Annotated in this window: 21 protein-coding genes and 1 pseudogene; 11 read left to right on the top strand and 11 right to left on the bottom strand. The window is 74.3% G+C overall.

What is annotated here, in order from left to right; all coding sequences use genetic code 11:
* Positions 1–15: 15 nt before the first annotated feature.
* The 3 genes from GNZ18_RS06020 to GNZ18_RS06010 are packed head-to-tail and all read right to left on the bottom strand — an operon-like array spanning position 16 to position 2343.
* Entirely contained in the window at positions 16–984 is a 969-nt protein-coding gene (locus GNZ18_RS06020; protein WP_156215131.1) for a zinc-dependent alcohol dehydrogenase, read from the bottom strand.
* Complete coding sequence (locus GNZ18_RS06015) at positions 941–1681, bottom strand: CDP-alcohol phosphatidyltransferase family protein (protein ID WP_156215129.1); 741 nt, start codon at positions 1679–1681, stop codon at positions 941–943. Before GNZ18_RS06015 ends, GNZ18_RS06020 begins: the two co-directional genes overlap by 44 nt.
* Positions 1678–2343, bottom strand: a complete 666-nt coding sequence (locus GNZ18_RS06010; protein ID WP_156215127.1) for a GTP cyclohydrolase II — start codon at positions 2341–2343, stop codon at positions 1678–1680. Before GNZ18_RS06010 ends, GNZ18_RS06015 begins: the two co-directional genes overlap by 4 nt.
* 251 nt (positions 2344–2594) lie before the next feature.
* On the opposite strand from GNZ18_RS06010, the gene GNZ18_RS06005 reads away from it, so the two are divergent.
* The 4 genes from GNZ18_RS06005 to GNZ18_RS05990 are packed head-to-tail and all read left to right on the top strand — an operon-like array spanning position 2595 to position 7379.
* Positions 2595–3890 (top strand): extracellular solute-binding protein, encoded by a 1296-nt coding sequence (locus GNZ18_RS06005; protein WP_156215126.1) that lies wholly within the window; start codon positions 2595–2597, stop codon positions 3888–3890.
* Positions 3891–3924: 34 nt separating this feature from the next.
* Positions 3925–4911 carry a carbohydrate ABC transporter permease gene (locus GNZ18_RS06000; RefSeq protein WP_156215124.1) on the top strand — a complete coding sequence of 329 codons (987 nt, stop codon included), beginning with the start codon at positions 3925–3927 and terminating at the stop codon, positions 4909–4911.
* Complete coding sequence (locus GNZ18_RS05995; protein ID WP_156215609.1) at positions 4911–5729, top strand: carbohydrate ABC transporter permease; 819 nt, start codon at positions 4911–4913, stop codon at positions 5727–5729. Before GNZ18_RS06000 ends, GNZ18_RS05995 begins: the two co-directional genes overlap by 1 nt.
* Before the next feature lie 24 nt (positions 5730–5753).
* Positions 5754–7379: a glycoside hydrolase family 13 protein gene (locus GNZ18_RS05990; protein WP_156215122.1), complete on the top strand. Its 1626-nt coding sequence runs from the start codon at positions 5754–5756 to the stop codon at positions 7377–7379.
* On the opposite strand, the pseudogene GNZ18_RS05985 reads toward GNZ18_RS05990, so the two are convergent.
* Positions 7353–8855, bottom strand: a pseudogene (locus GNZ18_RS05985) (MFS transporter); the annotation flags it as partial. The gene GNZ18_RS05990 and the pseudogene GNZ18_RS05985 sit on opposite strands and share 27 nt — an antisense overlap.
* A gap of 89 nt (positions 8856–8944) precedes the next feature.
* On the opposite strand from GNZ18_RS05985, the gene GNZ18_RS05980 reads away from it, so the two are divergent.
* Entirely contained in the window at positions 8945–10762 is a 1818-nt protein-coding gene (locus GNZ18_RS05980) for an AfsR/SARP family transcriptional regulator (protein ID WP_156215120.1), read from the top strand.
* Here the strand turns inward: GNZ18_RS05980 and GNZ18_RS05975 are convergent.
* Both GNZ18_RS05975 and GNZ18_RS05970 read right to left on the bottom strand, forming a co-directional pair.
* The gene (locus tag GNZ18_RS05975; protein WP_156215119.1) at positions 10747–11538 is read right to left on the bottom strand and encodes a putative hydro-lyase; all 792 of its coding nucleotides are present in this window, start codon (positions 11536–11538) and stop codon (positions 10747–10749) included. The two genes, GNZ18_RS05980 and GNZ18_RS05975, sit on opposite strands and share 16 nt — an antisense overlap.
* 9 nt (positions 11539–11547) lie before the next feature.
* The gene (locus GNZ18_RS05970; RefSeq protein WP_156215117.1) at positions 11548–12771 is read right to left on the bottom strand and encodes an NRAMP family divalent metal transporter; all 1224 of its coding nucleotides are present in this window, start codon (positions 12769–12771) and stop codon (positions 11548–11550) included.
* A 182-nt stretch (positions 12772–12953) separates the two neighbouring features.
* Here GNZ18_RS05970 and GNZ18_RS05965 point away from each other — a divergent pair, with 182 nt between their 5' ends.
* Positions 12954–13649, top strand: a complete 696-nt coding sequence (locus tag GNZ18_RS05965) for a GntR family transcriptional regulator (protein ID WP_156215115.1) — start codon at positions 12954–12956, stop codon at positions 13647–13649.
* A 25-nt stretch (positions 13650–13674) separates the two neighbouring features.
* On the opposite strand, the gene GNZ18_RS05960 is transcribed toward GNZ18_RS05965, so the two are convergent.
* The gene (locus tag GNZ18_RS05960; RefSeq protein WP_214618807.1) at positions 13675–14310 is read right to left on the bottom strand and encodes a GntR family transcriptional regulator; all 636 of its coding nucleotides are present in this window, start codon (positions 14308–14310) and stop codon (positions 13675–13677) included.
* A 132-nt stretch (positions 14311–14442) separates the two neighbouring features.
* Between GNZ18_RS05960 and pdhA the strand changes: the two genes are divergently transcribed.
* Genes pdhA through GNZ18_RS05945 form a run of 3 tightly spaced genes read left to right on the top strand, consistent with a single transcriptional unit; the run spans position 14443 to position 17880 of the window.
* Positions 14443–15549: a pyruvate dehydrogenase (acetyl-transferring) E1 component subunit alpha gene (gene pdhA / locus GNZ18_RS05955; RefSeq protein ID WP_156215113.1), complete on the top strand. Its 1107-nt coding sequence runs from the start codon at positions 14443–14445 to the stop codon at positions 15547–15549.
* A gap of 13 nt (positions 15550–15562) precedes the next feature.
* Positions 15563–16597 carry an alpha-ketoacid dehydrogenase subunit beta gene (locus GNZ18_RS05950; protein WP_156215111.1) on the top strand — a complete coding sequence of 345 codons (1035 nt, stop codon included), beginning with the start codon at positions 15563–15565 and terminating at the stop codon, positions 16595–16597.
* Complete coding sequence (locus GNZ18_RS05945; RefSeq protein ID WP_156215109.1) at positions 16594–17880, top strand: dihydrolipoamide acetyltransferase family protein; 1287 nt, start codon at positions 16594–16596, stop codon at positions 17878–17880. Before GNZ18_RS05950 ends, GNZ18_RS05945 begins: the two co-directional genes overlap by 4 nt.
* A 61-nt stretch (positions 17881–17941) precedes the next feature.
* Here GNZ18_RS05945 and GNZ18_RS05940 read toward each other — a convergent pair whose 3' ends face one another.
* From GNZ18_RS05940 to GNZ18_RS05925, 4 genes are all read right to left on the bottom strand, one after another.
* Positions 17942–18226, bottom strand: coding sequence for a hypothetical protein (locus tag GNZ18_RS05940; protein WP_156215107.1), 285 nt, complete (start codon positions 18224–18226; stop codon positions 17942–17944).
* Positions 18223–18531, bottom strand: coding sequence for a hypothetical protein (locus GNZ18_RS05935; RefSeq protein WP_156215105.1), 309 nt, complete (start codon positions 18529–18531; stop codon positions 18223–18225). Before GNZ18_RS05935 ends, GNZ18_RS05940 begins: the two co-directional genes overlap by 4 nt.
* An 81-nt stretch (positions 18532–18612) precedes the next feature.
* Positions 18613–18846: a hypothetical protein gene (locus GNZ18_RS05930; RefSeq protein ID WP_156215103.1), complete on the bottom strand. Its 234-nt coding sequence runs from the start codon at positions 18844–18846 to the stop codon at positions 18613–18615.
* Positions 18843–20123 carry an ROK family transcriptional regulator gene (locus tag GNZ18_RS05925; protein ID WP_214618800.1) on the bottom strand — a complete coding sequence of 427 codons (1281 nt, stop codon included), beginning with the start codon at positions 20121–20123 and terminating at the stop codon, positions 18843–18845. Before GNZ18_RS05925 ends, GNZ18_RS05930 begins: the two co-directional genes overlap by 4 nt.
* A gap of 131 nt (positions 20124–20254) precedes the next feature.
* On the opposite strand from GNZ18_RS05925, the gene GNZ18_RS05920 reads away from it, so the two are divergent.
* Both GNZ18_RS05920 and GNZ18_RS05915 read left to right on the top strand, forming a co-directional pair.
* Positions 20255–21610 carry a Gfo/Idh/MocA family protein gene (locus GNZ18_RS05920; RefSeq protein ID WP_156215607.1) on the top strand — a complete coding sequence of 452 codons (1356 nt, stop codon included), beginning with the start codon at positions 20255–20257 and terminating at the stop codon, positions 21608–21610.
* Positions 21607–22905: an ABC transporter substrate-binding protein gene (locus GNZ18_RS05915; protein WP_156215099.1), complete on the top strand. Its 1299-nt coding sequence runs from the start codon at positions 21607–21609 to the stop codon at positions 22903–22905. Before GNZ18_RS05920 ends, GNZ18_RS05915 begins: the two co-directional genes overlap by 4 nt.
* The last annotated feature ends 44 nt before the right edge of the window (positions 22906–22949 follow it).

The raw sequence follows: 22949 nt of genomic DNA, 5'->3' as shown, positions 1-22949 counted from the left end.
CCTCGTGGTGGTGCACTAGTAGATGATGCGGTGGCAGAGGGCGGGCAGGTCGCCGCCCGCCAGCCGGGGCATGGTCTCCGGCAGGTCGTCGAACGGGCTCTCCCCGGTGATCAGCGCGTCGAACGCGGGGTCGGCGAGCAGGCGGAGCGCGAGCGCGATCCGGTCGGCGAAGGTCCGGCTCCCCCGGCGCGGGCCGATCGTGCCGACCTGGCTGCCCCGGACGGCGAGGCGGCGGGAGTGGAAGTGCTCGCCGAGCGGGACGGCGACGCGCCGGTCCCCGTACCAGCTCAGCTCGATCACCTCGCCGCCGGGCGCGAGCAGGTCGAGCGAGCGGGCGAGGCCCGCCTCCGTGGCGCTGGCGTGGAACACCAGGTCGCAGCCCTCCTCGGCATCCTCGGGCGCCGCGAAGCCCACGCCGAGGACCGCGGCGACGGCGGCGCGGGACGGGTCGGTGTCCACGAGCCGCACCGACGCCCCGGGCAGCCCGGCGAGCACCCCCGCGACCGCGCAGCCGACCATCCCGCCGCCGACGACCGCGATCCGGTCGCCGACCAGGGGCGCCGCGTCCCACAGGGCGTTCACGGCGGTCTCGACCGTCCCGGCGAGCACGGCGCGTGCGGGCGGCACGTCGTCCGGGACGGGGGTGACCGCCGACGCGGGCACGACGTAGCGGGTCTGGTGCGGGTAGAGGCAGAACACCGGGCGGCCGAGCAGCGCGGGCGGCCCGTGCTCCACTTCGCCCACGTTCAGGTAGCCGTACTTGACCGGGCCGGGGAACGCGCCCTCCTGGAACGGCGCCCGCATGACCTCGTGCTGGTTCGCGGGCACGCGGCCGTGGAACACCAGCGCCTCGGTGCCCCGGCTGACGCCGGAGAACAGCGTCCTGACCAGGACGTCGTCCGGCCCGGGGTCGTCCAGGGTCTCGGCGCGGATCCCGCCGTCACCGGGCGATCGGATCCAGTACGCGCGTGCGTCGCGGTTCATGCGTCCTCCTTCCGGAGCGCCGCCTGGGCCGCCGGACGAACAGCCACCGGACATCGCGTCCGAACGACCATGTGAGCAGGCCCAGCGCCACCGCCACCAGCACCTCGGCGTGCGGGACGATCCCGGCGGCGGCCACCACGAGCGCCACGCCCTGGAGCGCCGCGACGGCCTTGCGCGCGGGGCTCGGCGGGAGCGCCGCCCGCAGCCAGGGCAGCGCGAGCGCCGCGGCGCCGAACGCGTACCGCATCGCGCCGATCGCCAGTGCCCACGCCCCCGCCGACTCCGCGACCCGCACCGACAGGACGAGGATCAGGAACGCGTCGACCTCCATGTCGAACCGGGCGCCGAGCGCGGAGGCGGTGCCGGTGCGGCGGGCGACGCGGCCGTCCACCCCGTCCAGGACGAGCGCCAGGGCCGACAGCGCGACGAGCGCCGCGACCCCGCCGCCCTCCCCCGCCAGGTGCGCGGCGACCAGCGCCGCCGCTCCCCCGGCCAGGACGGTGCGGACGAGCGTCACGCGGTCGGCGGGGCCGAGTGCGCGCCGCGCGCGGAACGCCGCCGCCAGCACGGCCCACGACCCGGCCGCGCAGCCGATCCCGGCCGCCCAGCCGACCGGGCCGGGCCGCAGGGTCGCCAGCAGCCCGACCTGCGCCGCGGCGGCCGCCGCGAGGTCGCGCCCGCGCGTCATCCGCGTCATCCGCGCGCCTCGTCGAGCCGTTCCTCGTCGAGTTGGGGGAGGTCGTGGCCGAGCCGGTCGCGCTTGGCGGTCAGGTAGCGCACGTTGTCGTCGCTGACCGGGACGAGCAGCGGCAGCCGCGCCGCCACCTCGATCCCGTAGGACTCCAGCGCCGCGACCTTGGCCGGGTTGTTGGACAGCAGCCGCACCGACCCGACCCGGAGGTGGCGCAGCACCCGCGCGGCGGCGCCGTAGTCGCGCACGTCCACGGGCAGGCCGATCGCGGTGGCGGAGTCGACGGTGTCGAGCCCGTGGTCGTCCTGGAGGACGTGCGTGCGGACCTTCGCGACCAGCCCGATCCCGCGTCCCTCGTGCCCGCGCAGGTAGACCAGGACGCCCGCGCCCTCGCGCACGAGCGCGTCGAGGGCGGCGCCGAGCTGGTCGCCGCACTCGCAGCGGGTCGCGCCGAAGATGTCGCCGGTCATGCACTCGGAGTGCATCCGGACGAGCACGCCCTCCCGGCCGCCGACGTCGCCCCGGACGAGCGCCAGGTGCTCGTGCCCGTCGACCGGGTCGCGGAACGCGACGGCGCGGAACAGGCCGCGCCGCGTCGTCAGGTCGGCCTCCGCCACATCGCCCGGCCCGATCCCATGGTCTCCTCCGTCGGCGCCGCGATCGTGCATCGTTCCCCTCCCGGCTCGGCCTGCTCACACCCGGTACGCGGACGCCCCGCCGCCCGGCCGTACACGAGATCAGCCTATCCATGAACCATTCAGGCCATGAATCAATTGCTGTCGCTCCGTCACCTCTGACACGGGGCGGGGCACCGGGAAGGTTCATCCCCCGCGAACGCGTTTGCTAGCGTCCCGTCGAGTCCCCGTCGTTCCCGGACCCCGCCGGAGGGCGGCGCGACCCGTCCCGTGGAGGAGGACACATGCGGCGCATCCCCTGGCCAGGCGGCACCCTCGCGGGTGTCGTGGCCTGCGCCGCCCTCGCGCTGTCCGCGTGCGGCGCCCACGACCGCGTGCGGGCGGGCGCCATCGCCGCCGGACTGGAGGGGCGCGGCCCGATCACGTTCGTGACCGCCATCGACCACTCCGGGTACCTGCGCAAGCAGCTCGACACCTGGAACGAGGACCACCCCGACGAGCGGGTCCACGTCGTCGAGCTGAACGGCGGGCCCGCCGAGCAGCGGCGGCGGCTGGTCGAGGACGCCAAGGCCAAGTCGGGCGTGTACGCCGTCCTCGACCTGGACGTGGTGTGGACGGCGGAGTTCGCGGCGAACGGCTGGCTGGCCCGGCTGCCCGAGGACAGGCTGGACCTGTCCGGGACGCTGCCCGCCGCCGTCGCCACGGGCCGGTACCAGGGCGGGCTGTACGCGGTGCCGTCCTCGTCCGACGCCGGGATGCTCTCCTACCGCAAGGACCTGCTGGACAAGGCCGGGATCGCCGCGCCGCCCCGCACCTACGCCGAGATGTGGGACGACTGCGACAGGGTGCGGAGACTCCCCGAGGGCCGGAACGTCGACTGCTACCTCACCGGCGTCGACCGCAGCGAGGACCTCACGGTCAGCCTCACCGAGGCGGTCGGCGGCGCGGGCGGCGCGCTCCTCGCCCCGGACGGCGAGCCCGCGCTGGACACCCCGGCCGCGCGGCGGGGCCTGGAGTTCCTCTCGCGGGCTCGCGCGGACGGGCGGATGCCGAAGGACGCCGCCGCGCTCGACGCCGCCGACGCGCGCCGCCGCTTCGAGTCCGGGAGGCTGCTGTTCCTGCGGCAGTGGACCGCCGACCAGGACGTGCCCGCGAGCGAGGACGACGGCGCCTCCCGGGTGGCGGGCGGCCACGCCGTCGCGCCGCTGCCCGGCCCGGAGGGCCCCGGCGCCGCCGCCCTCGGCGGCCGCGACCTGGCGGTCTCCGCGTTCGCCGAGCACAAGCTGACCGCGCTCGACTTCGTCCGGTTCCTGACCGGGCAGGCGGCCCAGCGCGCCGGGCTGATGGCGACCTCGCGGCCCCCGGCGCTCACCGAGCTCTACGACGACCCGGAGCTCGTGCGGCGCTTCCCCTACCTCCCGGCGCTCCGGACGGCGATCACGACCGCGCGGCCCCGGCCGGCCGGGCCGGGGTATCCGAAGGTGTCCGCCGCGATCCAGGACGCCGCGTACGGCGCCGTCACCGGGCGGGTCCCGGTCGGGCGGGCGCTGTCGGACCTACAAAACGATCTTCGCCATTGACCCGGCGGTGGGCCCGCACCGCACAATGATCATCATGACGGACGACGCACCGTCCGCCCCGGCCCCCGCCGAGGCGGACGCCCCCCGTGGCACAACGAAGGACGTCCAGGGAACGCGGCGGCTCGCGGCGCTGCTGCTGTCCCCCACACTGCTGGTGCTGGCCCTGGTCATCGGCTATCCCGTGCTCGCCGGGTTCCGCGAGTCGCTCTACGCGCGCGGGCAGGGCCTCGACGCCGACGGGTTCGTGGTGGAGGGCGAGCGGTTCGCGGGCCTCGACAACTACACCTCGATCTTCGGCGGCGACCGGTCGGACGCCTTCTGGAACGCCCTGTCCAACACCACCTTCTTCACCTTCACCACCGTCGTGCTGGAGACCGGGATCGGCGTGGGGATGGCGCTGATCATGCACCAGGCGTTCCGGGGGCGGGCGCTGGTGCGCGCGAGCATCCTCGTCCCGTGGGCGATCCCGACCGCGATCTCCGGGCTGCTGTGGCGGTGGATCTTCCAGGCCGACGGCGTGGCCAACGCCGTCCTGGGGCGGGAGATCCTGTGGACCGCCGGAGGGTTCCCCGCCAAGGCGGCCGTCATCATCGCCGAGGTGTGGAAGACCTCCCCGTTCATCGGGCTGCTCGTCCTCGCCGGGCTCCAGATGATCCCCCGCGAGGTGCACGAGGCCGCCCGGGTGGACGGCGCCGGGCCGCTCCAGCGGTTCTGGTGGGTCACGCTGCCGCTGGTCAGGCCCGCGCTGCTGGTCGCGGTGCTGTTCCGCATGCTGGACGTGCTCCGCATGTTCGACCTGCCCGCCGTGCTGGTCGGCGTGAACCAGCGGTCGGTGGAGACGCTCACGATGCTCGCCTGGTCCGAGGCGTCCGACCTGAGGTACGGGTCGGCGGCGGCGTACGCGACCGTGCTGTTCCTCTACATCGCGCTGATCGCCTACCTGTTCGTCAAGCTGCTCGGCGCCGACATCATCGGCGAGGCGCGGAAGGCGTCCGCCCGGCGCGCGAAGGCGGTGGCGTGATGGCGCGGCGCGTGCTGTCGGTCGTCGGCGTCGTGGCGGTGGTGGCGTACTGCCTCGCCCCGTTCTACTGGATGGTCGTGTCGGCGTTCCGGCGGCCCCAGGACCAGTTCGACGACTCGCCCGTCCCGTCCCGGTGGTCGACCGAGAACCTCACGGCCGTGTTCTCCGGCGGCAACGGGTTCGGCCGCGCGCTGCTGAACAGCCTGGTCGTCGCGGGCTGCACGACCGCGCTGACGCTGCTCATCGGCACCTCGACCGCCTACGCGCTGGCCCGGCTGGACTTCCGGTTCAAGAACGCGGTGCTCGGGCTCGTCGTCGCCGCGTCGATGTTCCCGGGAATCTCGCAGCTCGTCCCCTTGCTGAAACTCTTCACGGACCTCAACTGGATCAACAGCTACCAGGCGATGGTGCTGCCGAGCCTCGGGTTCGCGCTGCCGCTGTCGGTGTGGCTGCTCACGGCATTCTTCCGGCAGTTGCCGTTCGAGCTGGAGCAGGCGGCGATGGTGGACGGCTGCACCCGCGGCCAGGCGTTCCGCAAGATCATCGTCCCGTTGGCGGCACCCGGGGTGTTCACCACGGCGATACTGACGTTCATCGCCACGTGGAACGAGTTCCTCATCGCGCTGTCGATGGTGAACAGGAAGGAGATGCAGACCGCGACCGTGGCGATCTCCAAGTTCACCGGCGTGTCCGGTTTCGACCAGCCGTTCGGGACGCAGATGGCGGCGGGCGTCGTCGTCACCGTCCCGCTGATCGCCGTGGTACTGGTGTTCCAGCGCCGCATCGTCGCCGGCCTCACCGCCGGCGGAGTCAAGTAGCCACGAGAACCCCGGAGGACGTACATGACGCAGGACACCCTCGCCGCCTCCTCGGGCTCCCCCGCCGGGGACGCCGCCCGCTGGTGGCGCGACGCCGTCATCTACCAGGTGTACGTGCGCAGCTTCGCCGACTCGGGCGGTGACGGCGTCGGCGACCTGCCCGGCGTCCGGTCCCGGCTGCCCTACCTGGCGCGGCTCGGCGTGGACGCGCTGTGGCTGACCCCGTTCTACGTCTCCCCGATGGCCGACTTCGGGTACGACGTCGCCGACTACCGCGACGTCGACCCCATGTTCGGCACCCTCGCCGACGCCCGCGAGCTGATCGAGGACGCGCACGCGCACGGCCTGCGGATCATCGTGGACGTCGTCCCGAACCACACCTCCGACCGGCACGCCTGGTTCCAGGCCGCACTCGCCGCCCCGCCCGGCTCCCCCGAGCGCGCCCGCTACATCATCCGCGACGGCCGCGGCGACGCCCCGCCCAACGACTGGGAGTCGGTCTTCGGCGGCCCCGCCTGGACCCGCCTGCCGGACGGCCAGTGGTACCTGCACCTGTTCGCGCCCGAGCAGCCCGACCTGAACTGGGAGAACCCCGAGGTCCAGGACGAGTTCGACGACATCCTGCGCTTCTGGCTCGACCTCGGCGTGGACGGCTTCCGGGTGGACGTCGCGCACGGCATGGCCAAGGCCCCCGGCCTGCCCGACGTCGGCCGCGCGGGCCAGGCCGAGATGCTCGGGACCGCCGTCCTGCCCTACTTCGACCAGGACGCCGTCCACGAGATCCACCGCCGGTGGCGCCGCGTGCTCGACTCCTACCCCGGCGAGCGCATCGGCGTCGCCGAGGCGTGGGCGCCGACCCCCGAGCGCCTCGCCCACTACACCCGTCCGGACGAGCTGCACCAGGCGTTCAACTTCCACTACCTCACCGCGCCGTGGGAGGCCCCCGCGATGCGCGAGGTCATCGAGGAGTCCCTGCGCCTGGCCGCGGAGGTCGGCGCGCCCGCGACCTGGGTGCTGTCCAACCACGACGTGAAGCGGCACGTCACCCGCTACGGCGACGGCGAGCGCGGCCTGCGCCGCGCCCGCGCGGCGGCGCTGCTGACCCTCGCCCTGCCGGGCTCCGCCTACGTCTACCAGGGCGAGGAGCTGGGCCTGCCCGAGGTCCTGGACCTGCCCGAGGAGTTCCTCCAGGACCCCCAGCGCGCCCGCGCCGACGACGCGGGCCGCGACGGCTGCCGCGTCCCGCTGCCCTGGGAGGGCGAGGAGCCCCCGTTCGGCTTCGGCGCCACGTCCTGGCTGCCGATGCCCCCGTCCTGGCGCGCCCTGACCGTCGCCGCCCAGACCGACGACCCGGGCTCGATCCTCTCCCTGTACCGCGACGCGCTCCGCGTCCGCCGCGAGCACCCGGCCCTAGGCGACGGCCCCCTCCGCTGGCTCGTCGGGCCCCCCGGCACCCTGTTCTTCACCCGCGAGACCCCCGACGGCCAGACCCTCACCTGCGCGGTCAACATGGGCACCCGCACCGCCCGGATCCCCCTGAACGGCACCCCGCTCCTGTCCAGCGCCCCCATCCAGACCGACGCCACCTGCGCCGTCCTCCCCCCCGACACCACCCTCTGGTGGACCGGTGATGGGGGCGGTGCGGCGTAGGGCGGCGGCGGACAGGAGCGCCAGGGCCAGGACGCCCAGGGCGGCGGTCAGGGTCGCGGCGTTCAGGCCCTCGGTGGCGGCCTCCCGGGCCTGGTCGAGCAGGCCCGGGGGCAGCCGGTCCTGGACGGAGGACGCGCCCGCGAGGCTGTCGCGCGCCGGGTCCGCCACGTCCGGCGGGGTTCCGGCGGGGACGGCCCCGGCCACGCGGTCGCGGTAGACGGCGGCGGCCAGGCTGCCCAGGGTCGCGACGCCCAGGGCGACCCCGAGCTCCTGCACGGTCTCCGACAGCGCCGACGCCGAGCCCGCCCGGTCCGGCGGCGCGGCGCCGACCACCAGGTCGGTGCCCAGCGCCGCGATCGTCCCGAGGCCGAGGTAGACCAGCCCGAAGCCGGTCACGAGCGGCGTGAGGCCGTCATCGGCGTCCAGCCGGGCGAGCAGGAGGTAGCCGACGGCGGAGAGGGCGAGCGCGCCGGCCACCACGAGTCCCGGGGGCACCCGGCGCGCGATCAGCGGTGATCCGATCGCGGCCACCAGCATCATCAGGGCGGGCGGCGCCATCCACGCGCCCGCCGCCGTCGGCGAGAGCCCCTGGACGAACTGGAGCTGCTGGGTGACCAGCAGCAGGACGCCGCCGACGCCGACCAGCCCGGCGAGCAGGATCGCCAGGGCGGCGGTGAACGTGCGGTTGGTGAACAGGGTGAGGTCGAGCAGCGGGGTCTCCAGGCCGCGCTGGCGCCGGACGAACAGCACGGCGAACGCCGTCCCGGCGAGGGCGGCGGCGAGGACCGGGACGTCCGGGCCGTGCTCGGCGGCGCGTTTCACCGCGTAGATGAGCGGCAGCGTGGCTGCCAGCGACAGCGCGACGCTGGGCAGGTCCAGGCGGCCCCCGCGCGGGGCGCGGTACTCGGGGACCAGCCTCGGCGCGGCGGCCAGCGTGACGGCGGCGACCGGCACCGCGAGCAGGAACGCCGAGCCCCACCAGAAGTGCGCCAGCAGCGCGCCGCCGACCAGGGGCCCGGCGGCCATGCCGAGCGCGAAGCTCATCGCCCAGACGCCGATCGCCAGCGAGCGCCGGCGCGCGTCGGGGAACATCGTGCCGACCAGGGCGAGCGTGGAGGGCATCAGCGTGGCGCCGGCGATCCCCAGCGCGCCGCGCGCGGCGATGAGCATCGGGGCGCTGGTGGCGAAGGCGGCCACCACGGAGACGGCGGCGAAGGCGGTGACACCGGCCAGCAGCAGCCTGCGGCGGCCGATCCGGTCGCCCAGGGTGCCCATCGTGACCAGGAACCCGGCGATCAGGAAGCCGTAGGCGTCCATGATCCACAGCGCCTCGGTGCCGCTCGGGCGCAGATCCTCGACCATGGACGGCAGCGCCAGGTAGAGCAGGGTGACGTCGAGGCCGAGCAGCGCGGTCGGCAGGGACAGGACGGCGAGCCCGGCCCACTCGCGGGGGCCGGCTCGGTGCGGGGTGCTCATCGGACTCCGTTCACGGGGACGTGGCGGTGCCACGCTGCCGCCCCGCGCTCACGGAAACCTCATGGTCCGCTGGCGGTAGCCTCGGTTCCATGCGCTACGGGGTGCTCGGACCGCTCGCCGTCTGGGACGCCGACGGACGGCCGGTCGGGGTGCCCGAGGCCAAGGTGCGCGCGCTGCTGGCGGACCTCCTGGTCCACCGGGGCGGGCCGGTCCCCGCGGACCGGCTCGTCGAGGACATCTGGGCGGGCGACCCGCCCTCCGGGGCGGCGGGCGCGCTCCAGACCAAGATCTCCCAGCTCCGGCGCGTGCTGGGGCGCCAGCGGGTGGTCCGCGAGCCCGCGGGGTACCGGCTGGTGCTGGAGGGCGACGAGGTCGACGCGTTCGGGTTCCAGGAGCTGGTCGAGCGCGCGGGCGCCGAGGAGGAGCCGGCGGTGCGGTGCGGTCTGCTCGCCGACGCGCTGGCGCTGTGGCGCGGCCCGGCCTACGCCGACGTCGCCGGGTCCCTGTTCGCGCTGGGCGAGGTCGCCCGGCTGGAGGAGCTGCGGCTGACGGCCCTGGAGGACCAGGCCGAGGCGCGGCTGGAGGTGGGCGGGCACGCGGCGCTGGCGGCGGAGCTGGGCGACGCGGTGGCGCGGCACCCGCTGCGCGAGCGGCTGCGGACGATCCAGATGCGCGCCCTGTACCGGGCCGGACGGCAGACGGAGGCGCTGGAGACGTTCCAGGAGCTGCGGCGGCGGCTGGCGGACGAGCTGGGCGTGTCCCCCGGCCCCGAGGCCGCCGGGCTGCACACGGCGATCCTCCGCCAGGAGCCGCACCTGGCGCCGCCCGCCGGACGGGCGCCGTGCCGCTCCAACCTGCCCGCGCCGCTGACCGCGCTGGTCGGCCGGGAGGACGCGGTCGAGGAGCTGCGGGCACGGCTCGCCCCGGGCGCGGGCACCCGGCTGGTCACGCTGACCGGCCTCGGCGGGATCGGCAAGACCCGGCTGGCGGTCGCGGCGGCGGGCGGGATGACCGGGCGGTTCGCCGACGGGGTGTGGCTGGTCGAGCTGGCCGGTCTCGGAACCGGCTCCACCCCCGACGACCTCGCCGGACAGGCCCTCAAGACGCTGGACCACCTGGCGGCGTCGGAGCCCGTCGTCCCCCCGCGAGGGCCCGACGCGGTGGCGCGGCTCTGCCGGGCGCTCGCGGACCGGCGGCTGCTGATCGTGCTGGACAACTGCGAGCACGTCGTCGAGGCCGCCGCCGAGCTGGCCGGGGCGGTCCTGGCGGCGGCGCCCGGGGCGCACCTGCTCGCCACCGGCCAGGAGCCCCTCGGCATCCCCGGCGAGCTGGTGCGCCCGGTGCCGCCGCTGGCCCTGCCCGGCCCGACCGGCGCGGTCGCCCGGACCGGTGCCGTCGAGCTGTTCGCGGAGCGGGCGGCGGCCGCGGTGCCCGGGTTCGTCCTGGACGAGGGCAACGCGCGGGCCGTCGCCAGGATCTGCCGCAGGCTGGACGGCGTCCCGCTGGCGCTCGAACTCGTGGCCCCCCGGCTGCGGACGATGACCCCCGAGCGGCTGGCCGCCTACCTCGACGACCGGTGCGCCCTGCTCGCGGCGCGGGCGCGCGGCGTGCCCGAGCGGCAGCGGACGCTGCGCGACACGCTCGACTGCGCCTGGGAACTGCTGGCGCCGGACGAGCGGGCCGTGCTGGGGCGGCTGTCCGCGCACCCCGGCGGCTGGTCGCCGGCGTCCGCCGAGGCCATCGCCGCCGGCCCCGGCGCGCCCGCCGACCGGGTCCCCGACCTGCTGTCCCGCCTGGTGGACCGGTCGCTGCTGATCCACGAGGCGGGACGGTTCCGGATGCTCGAATCGGTGGCCGCCTACTGCGCCGAGCGGCTGGCCGAGCCGGAGGCTCAGGGCACGAGGTAGCGGGTGTCGCGCGCGTCGGTGACGGCCATGTGGCCCGGCGCGTGGCCGATCGCCAGCTTCGGACGGGACGCCATCACGGCCGCCTGGGGCGTCACGCCGCAGGCCCAGAAGACGGGGATCTCGTCCACGCGGACCTCGACGGGGTCGCCGAAGTCGGGGCGGTCCAGGTCGGTGATGCCGAGTTCGACGGGATCACCGACATGCACCGGCGCGCCGTGCACCGACGGGTAGCGCGAGGTCACCCGGACGGCGTCGGCGACCTGCGCGGCCGGGACCGGGCGCATCGACACCACCAGCGGGCCGCCGAACTCGCCCGCGCGGCGGCAGGTGCGGCTCGTCCGGTACATCGGGACGTTGACGCCCTGCTCGATGTGGCGGACGGGCACGCCCGCCTCACGGAGCGCGTCCTCGAAGGTGAAGCTGCACCCGATGAGGAAGCAGACCAGGTCGTCGCGCCAGTAGGAGGTGACGTCGCCGACCCGGGCGACCGGCTCCCCGTGCTCGTAGACGACGTAGCCGGGCAGGTCGGTGCGCAGGTCCCCGGCGAACAGCGACGCCGACACCTCGCCGGGCTCCGTCACGTCCAGGACGGGGCAGGGCTTGGGATTGCGCTGCGCGAACAGCAGCAGGTCATAAGCCTGGTCGCGGGGCACGGCGATGAGGTTGGCCTGGGTCCATCCGGCGCACCAGCCGGCCGTCGGGACGTCGAGCCCGGCGCGGAACAGCGCGCGGGCCTGGTCCGGCGACAGGGCGCCCGGGTCGATGGGGGCGGTCATGGTTCTCACCTACTTCCAGAGGTCGTCCAGGTCGGACAGGGAGTTCCAGCCGAGGTACAGCGACAGCAGCCAGGCCGCGGCGCCGAGGGCGAGCAGCCACAGCGGGTAGCGGTAGCCGCCGAGCAGGTCGCGGCGCCGGGCCGCCACCCACAGCAGGACCGCGAGGCCGAACGGCAGGATCAGCCCGTTCAGGGCGCCCGCGAGCACGAGCAGCTTCGCGGGGGTGGTGCCGATCATCAGGTAGATCGCGGTGGACACCACGATGAACCCGACGACCAGCCAGTTGCGGTTGCGCTCGATCCAGGACGAGAAGGAGACCAGGAACGACACCGAGGTGTAGGACGCGCCGATCACCGAGGTGATCGCGGCCGACCACATGATCAGTCCGAACAGGCGCAGCCCGGTCTCCCCGGCGGCGTGCTCGAACGCCGAGGGCGCGGGGTTGTCGGCGGCGAGCTTCACGCCGCCGGCGACGACGCCGAGGACGGCGAGGAACAGCAGGATCCGCATCAGCGCGGTGACGAGGATGCCGGTGACGGCGCTGCGGTTGATCTCGCGGATGTTCTCCTGCCCGGTGAGCCCGGACTCGATCATCCGGTGCGCGCCCGCGTAGGTGATGTAGCCGCCGACGGTCCCGCCGATCAACGTGGTGATCACGAGGAAGTCGACCTCGCCGGGCGCGACGGTCTCGCGCAGCGCGTCGCCGAGCGGCGGGTCGGACACGATCGCCACGTACAGGGTCATGAGGATCATCACGGCGCCGAGCACGACGACGATCCGGTCCATCGCGACCCCGGCGCGCTTGCTCAGGAAGATCGTGATCGCGATGAGCGCGGAGACGGCGCCGCCGACCTTGACGTTCAGGCCGAACAGCGCGTTCAGGCCGAGCGCGCAGCCGGCGACGTTGCCGATGTTGAACACCAGCCCGCCGAAGACGTCGAGCGCGGCGAGCGCGTACCCGCCGCCGGGGACGACGCTGTTGCCGAGGTCCTGGGCGCGGCGGCCCGAGACCCCGACGATCCGCCACACGTTGAGCTGGATCGCCACGTCCACCAGCACCGACACGAGGATCGCGAACGCGAACGCGGCCCCGAGCCTGGCGGTGAAGGTCGTGGTCTGGGTGATGAATCCGGGGCCGATGGCGCTGGTGGCCATCAGGAACATGGCCCCGACGAGCGCGGCCCGGCGCGAGGTGGCGGTGGGCGGCGGCGTCGTGTCGACGGTGTCGGTCATGACTGCCCCTTCTGGGGGTTCGGCTTTCCGACAGCGTATGGATTGTTCAACAATCCAGCAATCCCCTCGTTGAGGTATTTCGCGCAGCGGAGGGATACGCTTGCTTGGCAGATGTCCCCCGCGCGGGACGGGAGGCCCCCACGGGCGATCCGCCCGCGCCGCCGAGGAGGAAAGGCGCGTCGATGCCGGAGCGGGAGTCGTGGCTCGACAGCATGGCGGCGGCCCGGCACGGTCTGGATCGATCCAGCACGGCCGCACGGGTGGCCGACCTGCTCCGCGAGCAGATCACCGACGGGCGCCTCGTCCCCGGCGAGCGGCTCCCCGAGGAGGACGTCTGCCGCGCCGTGAAGGTGTCGCGCAACACCACCCGCGAGGCGTTCCGGCTGCTCGTCCAGGAGCGGCTGCTCGTCCACGAGTTCAACCGGGGCGTGTTCGTCCGCCGCGTCACCGCCGACGGCCTCGCCGACCTCTACCGGGTCCGGCGGATCATGGAGTGCGAGGGCGTGCGGTGCGCCTCCGAGGCGCCGCCCGAGGCGATCGAGCCGGCCGGCACGGCCGTGGCCGACGGCGAGCGCGCCGCCGCCGCCGGGGACTGGCCCTCCGTCGGCACCGCCGACATCCGCTTCCACCGGGCGCTGTCCGCCCTGGTCGGCAGCCCCCGGGTGGACGAGCTGATGCGGCACCTGCTGGCCGAGATGCGCCTGGTGTTCCATGAGATGGGATCGCCGCGGGAGTTCCATGAGCCCTACCTTGCCCGCAACAGGCGGATCTACGACCTTCTCGCGGGCGGCGCCATCGGGGAGGCCGAGCGGGAGCTGCGCGCCTACCTCGACGACGCCGAGGCGCAGCTGACCAAGGCGTTCCGCGAGTCGGAGTGACCGGGCGGGCCGAAGGCGCGCCCGGTCAGGACGGCGCGTAGTTCATGACGTGGTCGTGGAGCAGGCGCGGGGCCTCGGGGTCGCGGCGGCGGAAGGCCTCGATCAGCTCGGCGTGCTCGGCCGACTTGGAGTAGATCTCCGTCTGGTGCAGGCGCAGGGACAGCGTCGTCCACAGCTCGATGCCGAGGCCCTCCCACACCGAGACCAGCAGCCGGTTCCCGGCCGTCTCGACGATCTCGCGGTGGAAGGCGATGCTCAGCCGCATCTGCTCGGGCAGGTCGGCGTTGCGGGCGGCCTCGCAGAGGCGGCGGTTGTGCTCCTCCAGCGCGTCCAGGCAGCCGGACAGGCGCGGCAGGGCCAGCTCGACGGCCGTCCGCTCCAGCCCGGCGCGGACGGGGAAGATCTCGGCGAGGTCCTGCTCGGTGAACGCGCGGACGCGGGCGCCCCGGTTGGGCAGCGACTCGATCAGCCCCTGCGCCTCAAGCTGCCGCAGCGCCTCGCGGACGGGGCCCTGGCTGACCCCCAGCTCGGACGCGATGCGCCGCTCGACGATCCGCTCGCCCGGCTCCCAGCGTCCCGCGCTGATGCCGTCCACGATGAACTCGCGGATCTGGACGGCGAGCCCGGTACGGAGCAGCGGGGCGGGGATCGGCGCGTTCACGCCCTAGATATTAGACGGCGCGATGGTAGGCGGGGTGGCCCGGGGTAGAATATGATCGATCATTGATCAATGATGATCGGTGAGCGTCGTGGTGATCCTACGGCGTTCCCCCCGGACAGAGGAAGGTCGCCGATGACTGAGACCACCCAGTCGGCGGGCACGGCCGCCCCGGCCCGTACCCGCAGAGCGCGCGGCACCCGGACGCCGCGTCCCGCGGCGGCCGTCCCCCCGGCCGATGCCAAGGAGCTGACCGGTTACTACCGGCAGATGCTGCTGATCCGCCGGTTCGAGGAACGCGCGGCCCGCGCCTACACCGAGGCCAAGATCGGCGGCTACTGCCACCTGAACCTGGGCGAGGAGGCGACCGTCGTCGGGCTGCTGGAGGCGCTGCGCCCGACCGACTACCTCTTCACCAACTACCGCGAGCACGGATACGCGCTGGCCAAGGGCATCAGCGCCGACCGCGTCATGGCGGAGCTGTACGGGCGCTCGACCGGCGTGTCCAAGGGCTGGGGCGGGTCGATGCACCTGTTCGACGCCGAGGCGCGGCTGCTCGGCGGCTACGGCATCGTCGGCGGCCAGGTGCCGCTGGCGGCCGGTGCCGCGCTCGCCGTCTCCTACAAGGGCGGCGACGAGGTCGTCATGTGCCACATGGGCGACGGGACGACCGCGATCGGCGCGTTCCACGAGTCGCTGAACATCGCCGGGCTCTGGGACCTGCCCGTCGTCTTCGTCGTGATCAACAACGGCCTCGGCATGGGCACCACCGTGGAGAACTCCTCCGCCGAGCCCGAGCTGTACAAGCGCGGCGCCGCGTACCGGATGGAGAGCGCCCGCGTGGACGGCACCGACGTGGTCGCCGTGCGGGACGCGGCGCGCCTCGCCGTCGAGCGCGCCCGCGCCGAGAGCAAGCCGTACCTGCTGGAGGCCGTCAGCCCCCGGCTCAAGGGCCACTCGGTCGTCGACCCGGCCCGCTACCGGTCGAAGGAGGAGAAGGAGTCCCTCAAGGCCGCCGACCCGCTCGCCCGGATGGCGCTGGAGCTGGAGGAGGCCGGGATCCTCTCCCACGAGGCCCGCGACGAGCTCGACGCGGAGGTCACCGCCGAGGTCGACGCCGCCGCCGCGTTCGCCGACGCGAGCCCCGCGCCCGACGTGTCGACGCTGTTCGACTACACCTACGCCACCCCCGTCCCGGGCGAGCTGCGCCGCCTCCCCGCCGACCCCGTCTTCCGCGCCTGAGGAGCCCGTCCCCATGACCACCGCCACGCAACGGGCAACCGTCACCTACCGCCAGGCCCTCCGGGACACGCTGCGCTCGGAGATGCTGCGGGACGAGAACGTCTTCCTGATCGGCGAGGAGATCGGGCTCTTCGAGGGCTCCTACAAGATCACCGAGGGGCTGCTGAAGGAGTTCGGGCCGCGCCGCGTCCGCGACACCCCGATCGCCGAGGAGGGCTTCGTCGGCGCCGCGATCGGCGCCGCGATGCTCGGCCTCCGCCCGGTCGTGGAGATCATGACGATCAACTTCTCGCTGCTCGCGCTGGACCAGATCGTCAACCACGCCGCGAAGATCTACGGGATGTTCGGCGGGCAGGCCAGCGTGCCGATGGTGATCCGCACGCCGGGCGGCGGCGGGCAGCAGCTCGGCGCCACCCACTCGCAGAACGTCGAGCTGTTCTACTCCTTCATCCCCGGCCTGAAGGTCGTGGCGCCGAGTACGCCCGCCGAGGCGTCGGCGATGCTGAAGGCCGCGATCCGCGACGACGACCCGGTGCTCTTCCTGGAGAACCTCGCCCTCTACAACACCAGGGGCGAGCTCCCCGCCGAGATCGACGCCATCGAGCCCGCCGAGATCGGGCGCGCCGCCGTCACCCGTCCGGGCACCGACATCACGATCATCGGCTACTCCCGGATGGCGCGCGTGGCCGCCGAGGTCGCCGAGACCCTCGCCGCCGAGGGGATCTCCGCCGAGGTCGTGGACCTGCGCAGCCTGCGCCCCCTCGACCGGCAGACCGTCGTGGACTCGGTCCGCAGGACCGGCTGCGCCGTCGTCGCCGAGGACGACTGGCTGACCTACGGCATCGGCGCCGAGATCGCCGCGACCATCCAGGAGGGCGCCTTCGACTGGCTGGACGCCCCCGTCCGCCGCGTCGCGATGGCCGAGGTGCCCCTCCCCTACGCCAAGTCCCTGGAGACGGCGGCGCTGCCGTCCGCCGAATCCCTGCTCGCCGCCGCCCGCGACACGCTCCGGGCGACCGGCCGTCTCGCCCTGGAGAACGCCCGATGACCGAGATCCTCATGCCCCGGCTCTCCGACACGATGGAGGAGGGCGTGATCAGCTCCTGGCAGAAGCAGCCGGGGGACGAGGTCGCGGTGGGCGACGTCATCGTCGACATCGAGACCGACAAGGCGGTCATGGAGTACGAGGCCTACGAGGCCGGCGTGCTGGAGAAGATCCTGGTCGGCGAGGGCGAGTCCGCCGCGATCGGCGCGCCGATCGCCGTGGTCACCCCGAAGGGGGCGGCCCCGGACGCCCCCGCTCCGGAGGCACCGGCGGCGGCTCCCGCCGAGGAGCCCACCCCGGCGGAGAAGCCCGCCTCGGCGGAGAAGCCAGCCGCGGCCCCGGCCGCCCCGGCCCCTGCTCCCGCGCCCGCCGGACGCACCGGGGCGTCGCGTCCGCCGTCGTCCCCGCTGGCGCGGCGGCTGGCGCGCGACCACGGCATCGACCTGGCCGCCCTGACCGGCACCGGACCGGGCGGACGCGTCGTCCGCGCCGACATCGAGGCCGCGATCCGCGACGGCGCCCCGGCCGCTCCGGCCGCCGCCCCCGCTCCGGCGGCCGCCCCGGCCCCGGCCGCCGCGCCCGTCCAGGCGCGGGTGGACGACCCCGACGTCGAGGCCGTCCCGCTGAACCGGTTCCGGAAGGTGGCGGCCCGGCGGCTCACCGAGAGCAAGCGCGAGGCGCCGCACTTCTACCTGAACCGGGAGGTGGACGCCGGGGCGCTGCTGGCCTTCCGCGCGACGCTGAACGAGGCGCTCGCCCCCGCCAAGGTCAGCGTGAACGACCTGGTCGTGAAGGCGGTCGCGACCGCGCTGCGCGAGCACCCGGCGGTGAACGTCTCCTACACCGAGGAGAACCTGCTCTTCCACAAGCGGGTGCACGTCGGCGTCGCGGTCGCGGTGGAGGACGGGCTGCTCGTCCCCGTCGTCCGGGACGCCGACCGCAAGAGCGTCTCGGAGATCGGACGGGAGACCCGCGAGCTGGCGGGCAAGGCGCGCGACGGCAAGCTGTCGGCGCAGGAGATGAGCGGCGGCACGTTCAGCGTCAGCAACCTCGGCATGTTCGGCGTCGCCTCGTTCTCGGCGGTGATCAACCCGCCGGAGGCCGCGATCCTCGCCGTCGGCGCCGTCCGGGACGAGCCGGTCGTCCGCGACGGGCAGGTCGTGCCCGGCAGGCGCATGGCCGTGACGCTCTCGGTCGACCACCGCGCCTGCGACGGCGCGACCGGCGCCAGGTTCCTGGCGCGGCTGGCCGAGCTGCTGGAGAACCCCGTCCTCATCGTCGCCTGACCCCGGACCGAAGGGCCAGGTGCTCGGCGCTCCCGCCGACCACCTGGCCCTCGGTCGTCACTCAGCCGGTCCAGACGATGTCCTCGATGTAGAGCTCCTTGATGTCGGCCATCACCACGTACTCGACGCACGCGTCGAGGTCGTCCACCGAGACGCTCCACTCGATCCCCTTCGTGTCGCGCGGCTTCCCGGGCGGCGGCAGTCCCGCGTCGATCGCGGCGCCGCCCCGCCGGGCCAGATCACGGAGGAACAGGGTCATCACGCCCTCGACCCGGTCCGGGAGCGAGTGCAGGACCCCGCCCGCGATCTCCGAGCAGAAGACCGTCCAGTTCCTCTTCGCGATCACTCGCCGCCGCTTCGGGACCGCCGCCTGTCCCCGATCTCCTCCAGCGAGATCTTTCTGCCGTCTCTCATCTGCTCCCGAGCCCGGGCACGGCGTTCCTCCCGGTCGGGAAGCTGCGCGAACATGACCTCGGCGTACCAACCGGAGAGCAGGTTGGACAGGTCGGGCCCCAGCTCCGCCCGCGTGACCTCGCCGAGGAACTCGGCGCGCCGCTCCTCGCTCAGCCGATCGCTGATGCCCTTGATCGTGCGCGGGATGGGCGGGACCTGCCCCGGCAGCATGGGCGGTTCCGCCGGCTGTGCGCTCACCTGACTCCTCGTCGTCGGGTTCGGTCCCCTGCTCACCCGTACGAGGGAGACCCTACTGGGCCCCTCCGTCAGTACGGACGGTCAACGATGTGGACGCCTCGTGATCGCCTCGCGCGGGGTCGGAGGGCGGAGGATGGTGGTGTGGCTGTATCCAGTATCGGCGCGGACCCGGTATTCGGGACGGACTGGATTCGGCGTGTCGCCGACCCCGGTGACGGCGTGGTCGACGTGCAGGGTGTTCCAGCCCGGGTTGCGGACGCGGGCGAAGGGATAGAGCGCGCGGTCGAGGTCGTCGAGCGGGGCCGGGCGGTTCATGCCGACCGCGACGGCCGCGCTCGGCGGACCTCGCCCGCGCGCCGCGTGTCACCGGTGCGGCGCGCGTCGCCGGTGCGGCGGACCTCTCCGGCCTCCGTCCTCGGGTCGAGGCGGAACAGGTCCTCGTCGACGCGGTCGAGCGCGAGCCGCAGGGCGCCGAGCCCCACCGACTCGTCGCCGAGTTCGGACGCCTCGATCCGGACGGGGCTGAGGCACAGCGGCCTGACCTGCCGGCGCAGCTCGGCGATCAGCAGGTCGCCGGCCCGGATCAGCGGCCCGCCGACCACGATGACCTCGGGATCCAGGGCGAGCGCCATCGCCGCGATGCCGCGCGACATCCGCCCGGCGAGCCGCTCTACGACGGCCTGCGCCTCGGCGCCGCCCCACCCGGCGACGGCGAGGACGCGCTCGGCGTCGTCCAGCGCGGGACCGGCGGCGGCGATCCCCGCGAGGGCGGCGAGGGCGGCCTCGGGGCCCACGTCCGAGCCGGTGATGAGGCCCGCGGTCGTGTCGCGCAGGCCCAGCTCGGGCAGCATGCCGATCTCCCCGGCGGCGCCGTAGCGGCCCCGGTGCAGCCGTCCGCCGATGAGCGCGCCGATGCCGGTGTGCAGGCCCGCGTGGACGCAGATGACGTCGTCGGCCTCGCGGGCGGCGCCGCGCCACCGCTCGGCCAGCGCGGCGAGGTTGGCGTCGTTGTCGACCATGACCGGGCAGCTGAACGAGCGGGCGAGCTCGCGGGCGAGGTTGACGCCCTCCCAGCCCGGGACGACGGTGCAGAACGCGATCGTGCCGTCCGGCGAGACGACGCCCGGGGTCCCGGCGGCGACCGCGCGCAGGTCGTGCCGCGCGATGCCGGTGGAGGCCAGGCACGCCTTGACGGCGGCGCGCACGGCGGTGATCCGCTCGGCGGGCGTGCCGGCGACGTCCAGGTCGGCGCGGTGCCCGCCGACGACCTCCCCGGCCAGGTCGGCGACCATGAGCCGCACCCGGTGCGCGTCGATCTCGATGCCGAGCGCGTACCCGGCCTCGGCGCGGAACCGGTAGCGGCGGGCGGGCCGGCCGAGGCCGGTGCCCTGGCGGGGCGCGGCCTCGGCGACCAGGCCGCGCTCGGCGAGCGCGCCGATGACGCCCTCGGTGGTGGGCCGGGACAGCCCGACCAGGTTCGCGACCTCGGTCAGCGTCGACTCGCCGCCCTCGCGCAGCGCCCGCAGGATCGCGGCGGAGTTGAGGCGGCGGAGGACCGACGGGTCGCCCCCGTGCAGGGAGTGTTCGGACACGGCACCTCTTGACAGAGATCGGCGGACAGACGACATTATTGCCAAATCTACTTATGAAATGTGTTTTCTTAAGTCCGGACGAGCACCGGTTCCAGGGTATCCACCCAGGTCAGGAGGCACCCAAGTTGGAGATGACGGGACCGGCGATCGCCGTGGCCGGAGCCGGGCTGCGGGGCGCGGCCTACGCCCGGCGCATCGCCCGCGAGGGCCGGGGGCGCATCGTCGCGGTCGCCGAGGCCGACCCCGGCCGGCGCGCCCGGTTCGCCGCCGAGCACGGCGTCCCGCCGGAGCGGACGTTCCCCGGCTGGCGCGAGATGGCCGCCGCCGGCCGGATCGCCGACGGGGTGATCATCGCGACCCAGGACGCCGAGCACGCCGGGCCCGCGATCGCCTTCGCGGGCCTGGGCTGCCACATCCTGCTGGAGAAGCCGATGGCGACGTCCGAGGAGGACGCGCGCCGCGTCGTCGAGGCCGCCGAGCGGGCCGGGGTCATGCTCGCGGTGTGCCACGTCCTGCGGTACACCCCCTACACCCGGGCGCTGCGGGACCTGATCCGCGCCGGGCGGATCGGCACGCCGGTCAGCGTCCAGCACCTGGAGCCGGTCGGGTGGTGGCATCACGCCCACTCCTACGTCCGCGGGCACTGGCGCCGCGAGGACGAGTCCGGGCCGATGCTGATGACGAAGTCCTGCCACGATATCGACTGGCTCGTCCACGTGATGGGCGAGGTGCCCGCGCGGGTCGGCTCGTTCGGGCGGCTGTCGCACTTCCGCCCCGAGAACCGTCCGGAGGGCGCGGCCGCGCGCTGCCTGGACTGCCCGGTCGAGGCGTCCTGCCCGTACTCGGCGAAGCGGCTCTACCTGTCGTGCCTGGGCGATCCGAGGCTGGAGGTGTGGCCGCTCGACGCGGTCACCCACGACCACACCGAGGACGGCGTGCTCCGGGCGCTGCGCGAGGGCCCCTACGGCCGCTGCGTCTACGACTGCGACAACGACGTCGTGGACCACCAGGTCGTGAACATGGAGTTCCCGTCCGGCGCGACCGGGGTGTTCACGATGACCGCGTTCGCCGCCGCCGCGCCGCGCCAGACCCGGATCTTCGGGACGCTCGGCAGCGTCGAGGGCGACGGGACGCGGCTCGCGGTCCGCGACTTCCGCACCGGCGGGCTGGAGGTCATCGAGACCGAGACCGGCGCGGTGTCCCATGGGGGGACGGCCCCCCACGCCCCCCGGAAGAGCCCTGATGACCCGCCGCCCGACGGGCGGCACGACGAGGCCGACGAGGTGCTGGCCGACGCGTTCGTCGAGGCGATCGCGACCGGCGACCCGTCCGCGCTCCACTCGGGCGGCCGGGAGAGCCTCGCCTCGCACCGCGTCGTCTGGGCCGCCGAGCACGCCCGCCGGAGCGGAACGGTCGTGGAGCTGACCTCGGGCGAGCCGACCGCACCATCCATCCACCCCCAGGCGAAAGGCACGGTCCGCCCATGACGACCAGATCCCTGCGGGCCGGCGCGGCGGCGCTCGTCCTGGCCCTCGGCGCGGTGGGCCTCGCCGCGTGCGGCTCCGGCGACGACGGCGGCAAGGCGGCGGCCCCGGCCGGGAACGACGCCCGGGGCCCGATCACGCTCGCCCTCGGCAAGGACCTCACGCGGACGGTGCCGAGGCTCGTCGCGCGGTGGAACGACGCGCACCCGAACGAGAGGGCCCGGCTGGTCGAGCTGCCCGAGGACGGCGACCAGGCGCGGCAGCAGCTCGTCCAGAACATGCGGATCAAGTCCGACGCCTACGACGTCGTGCGGCTGGACGCGGTGTGGACGGCGGAGTTCGCCGCCCGCCGCTGGATCCAGGAGCTGCCCAAGGACCTCGCCGACGCCCGCACGCTCGTCCCGGCGGCGCTGCGGACCGGCATGTACCGGGGACGGCTGTACGCCGAGCCGTGGCTGACCGGGACCGGCGTCCTGTACTACCGCGAGGACCTGCTGGCCAAGGCGGGCGTGAAGGCCCCGCCGAAGACCTGGGCCGAGATGCGCGAGGACTGCGCGAAGGTGAAGCGGCTGCCCGAGGGCAAGGGCGTGGACTGCTACGCGGGCCAGTACGCCAAGTACGAGGGCCTCACCGTCAACTACGCGGAGGCGGTGCAGTCGGCGGGCGGGCAGGTGTTCGACGCCTCGGGCAAGCCGCAGGTGAACACGCCGCAGGCCAAGGCCGGGCTCCGGTTCCTCGTGGACGGCTTCGGCAACGGCACGATCCCCGGCAAGGGCGTCACGTTCAAGGAGGAGGAGGGACGCCGCGCCTTCCAGGAGGGGTCGCTCCTCTTCCACCGCAACTGGGCCTACGTGTACGCGCTCGCGTCGGAGAAGGACGGCTCCGAGGTCGCCGGACGGTTCGACGTCGCGCCGATCCCCGGCGAGCACGGCCCCGGCTCCGGGGTGCTCGGCGGCAACAACCTCGCGGTGTCGGCGTTCTCCAAGCACCAGGCGAGCGCCCGCGACTTCATCGCCTACATCGTGTCGCCGTCCGTCCAGGGCGAGTACGGGCGGGCGCAGTCGTTCCCGCTGTCGCTCGCCGCGCTCTACGACGACCCCGGGATGATCAAGAAGTACCCCTACCTGCCGACGCTGCGCGAGGGCATGGAGAGCGCCCGGCCGCGCCCCGTCGTCGTCCGCTACAACGAGGTCAGCGTCGCGGTCCAGGAGCAGGTCACGGCCGCGCTGACCGGCGGCAAGAGCGTCGACCGCGCCGCCGAGGACCTGCAGAAGGCGCTCACCGCCCTCGCCGACTGACCGTCCACCCCCTTCCCCCCTCCCCGCATTCTGGAGCACCGCCC

This window comes from Actinomadura litoris (assembly GCF_009733595.1).
GTDB classification, from domain to species: Bacteria; Actinomycetota; Actinomycetes; order Streptosporangiales; family Streptosporangiaceae; genus Spirillospora; species Spirillospora litoris.
The sequence above is the reverse complement of the archived record's forward strand: the minus strand, read 5'-3'. Positions and strand labels throughout refer to the sequence as shown.

Bases quoted from the DNA above. Each gene is read 5' to 3' on its own strand.
- GNZ18_RS06020 (WP_156215131.1), bottom strand. From the start codon at position 984: ATGAACCGCGACGCACGCGCGTACTGGATCCGATCGCCCGGTGACGGC.
- GNZ18_RS06015 (WP_156215129.1), bottom strand. From the start codon at position 1,681: ATGACGCGGATGACGCGCGGGCGCGACCTCGCGGCGGCCGCCGCGGCG.
- GNZ18_RS06010 (WP_156215127.1), bottom strand. From the start codon at position 2,343: ATGCACGATCGCGGCGCCGACGGAGGAGACCATGGGATCGGGCCGGGC.
- GNZ18_RS06005 (WP_156215126.1), top strand. From the start codon at position 2,595: ATGCGGCGCATCCCCTGGCCAGGCGGCACCCTCGCGGGTGTCGTGGCC.
- GNZ18_RS06000 (WP_156215124.1), top strand. From the start codon at position 3,925: ATGACGGACGACGCACCGTCCGCCCCGGCCCCCGCCGAGGCGGACGCC.
- GNZ18_RS05995 (WP_156215609.1), top strand. From the start codon at position 4,911: ATGGCGCGGCGCGTGCTGTCGGTCGTCGGCGTCGTGGCGGTGGTGGCG.
- GNZ18_RS05990 (WP_156215122.1), top strand. From the start codon at position 5,754: ATGACGCAGGACACCCTCGCCGCCTCCTCGGGCTCCCCCGCCGGGGAC.
- GNZ18_RS05980 (WP_156215120.1), top strand. From the start codon at position 8,945: ATGCGCTACGGGGTGCTCGGACCGCTCGCCGTCTGGGACGCCGACGGA.
- GNZ18_RS05975 (WP_156215119.1), bottom strand. From the start codon at position 11,538: ATGACCGCCCCCATCGACCCGGGCGCCCTGTCGCCGGACCAGGCCCGC.
- GNZ18_RS05970 (WP_156215117.1), bottom strand. From the start codon at position 12,771: ATGACCGACACCGTCGACACGACGCCGCCGCCCACCGCCACCTCGCGC.
- GNZ18_RS05965 (WP_156215115.1), top strand. From the start codon at position 12,954: ATGCCGGAGCGGGAGTCGTGGCTCGACAGCATGGCGGCGGCCCGGCAC.
- pdhA (WP_156215113.1), top strand. From the start codon at position 14,443: ATGACTGAGACCACCCAGTCGGCGGGCACGGCCGCCCCGGCCCGTACC.
- GNZ18_RS05950 (WP_156215111.1), top strand. From the start codon at position 15,563: ATGACCACCGCCACGCAACGGGCAACCGTCACCTACCGCCAGGCCCTC.
- GNZ18_RS05945 (WP_156215109.1), top strand. From the start codon at position 16,594: ATGACCGAGATCCTCATGCCCCGGCTCTCCGACACGATGGAGGAGGGC.
- GNZ18_RS05930 (WP_156215103.1), bottom strand. From the start codon at position 18,846: ATGAACCGCCCGGCCCCGCTCGACGACCTCGACCGCGCGCTCTATCCC.
- GNZ18_RS05920 (WP_156215607.1), top strand. From the start codon at position 20,255: ATGACGGGACCGGCGATCGCCGTGGCCGGAGCCGGGCTGCGGGGCGCG.
- GNZ18_RS05915 (WP_156215099.1), top strand. From the start codon at position 21,607: ATGACGACCAGATCCCTGCGGGCCGGCGCGGCGGCGCTCGTCCTGGCC.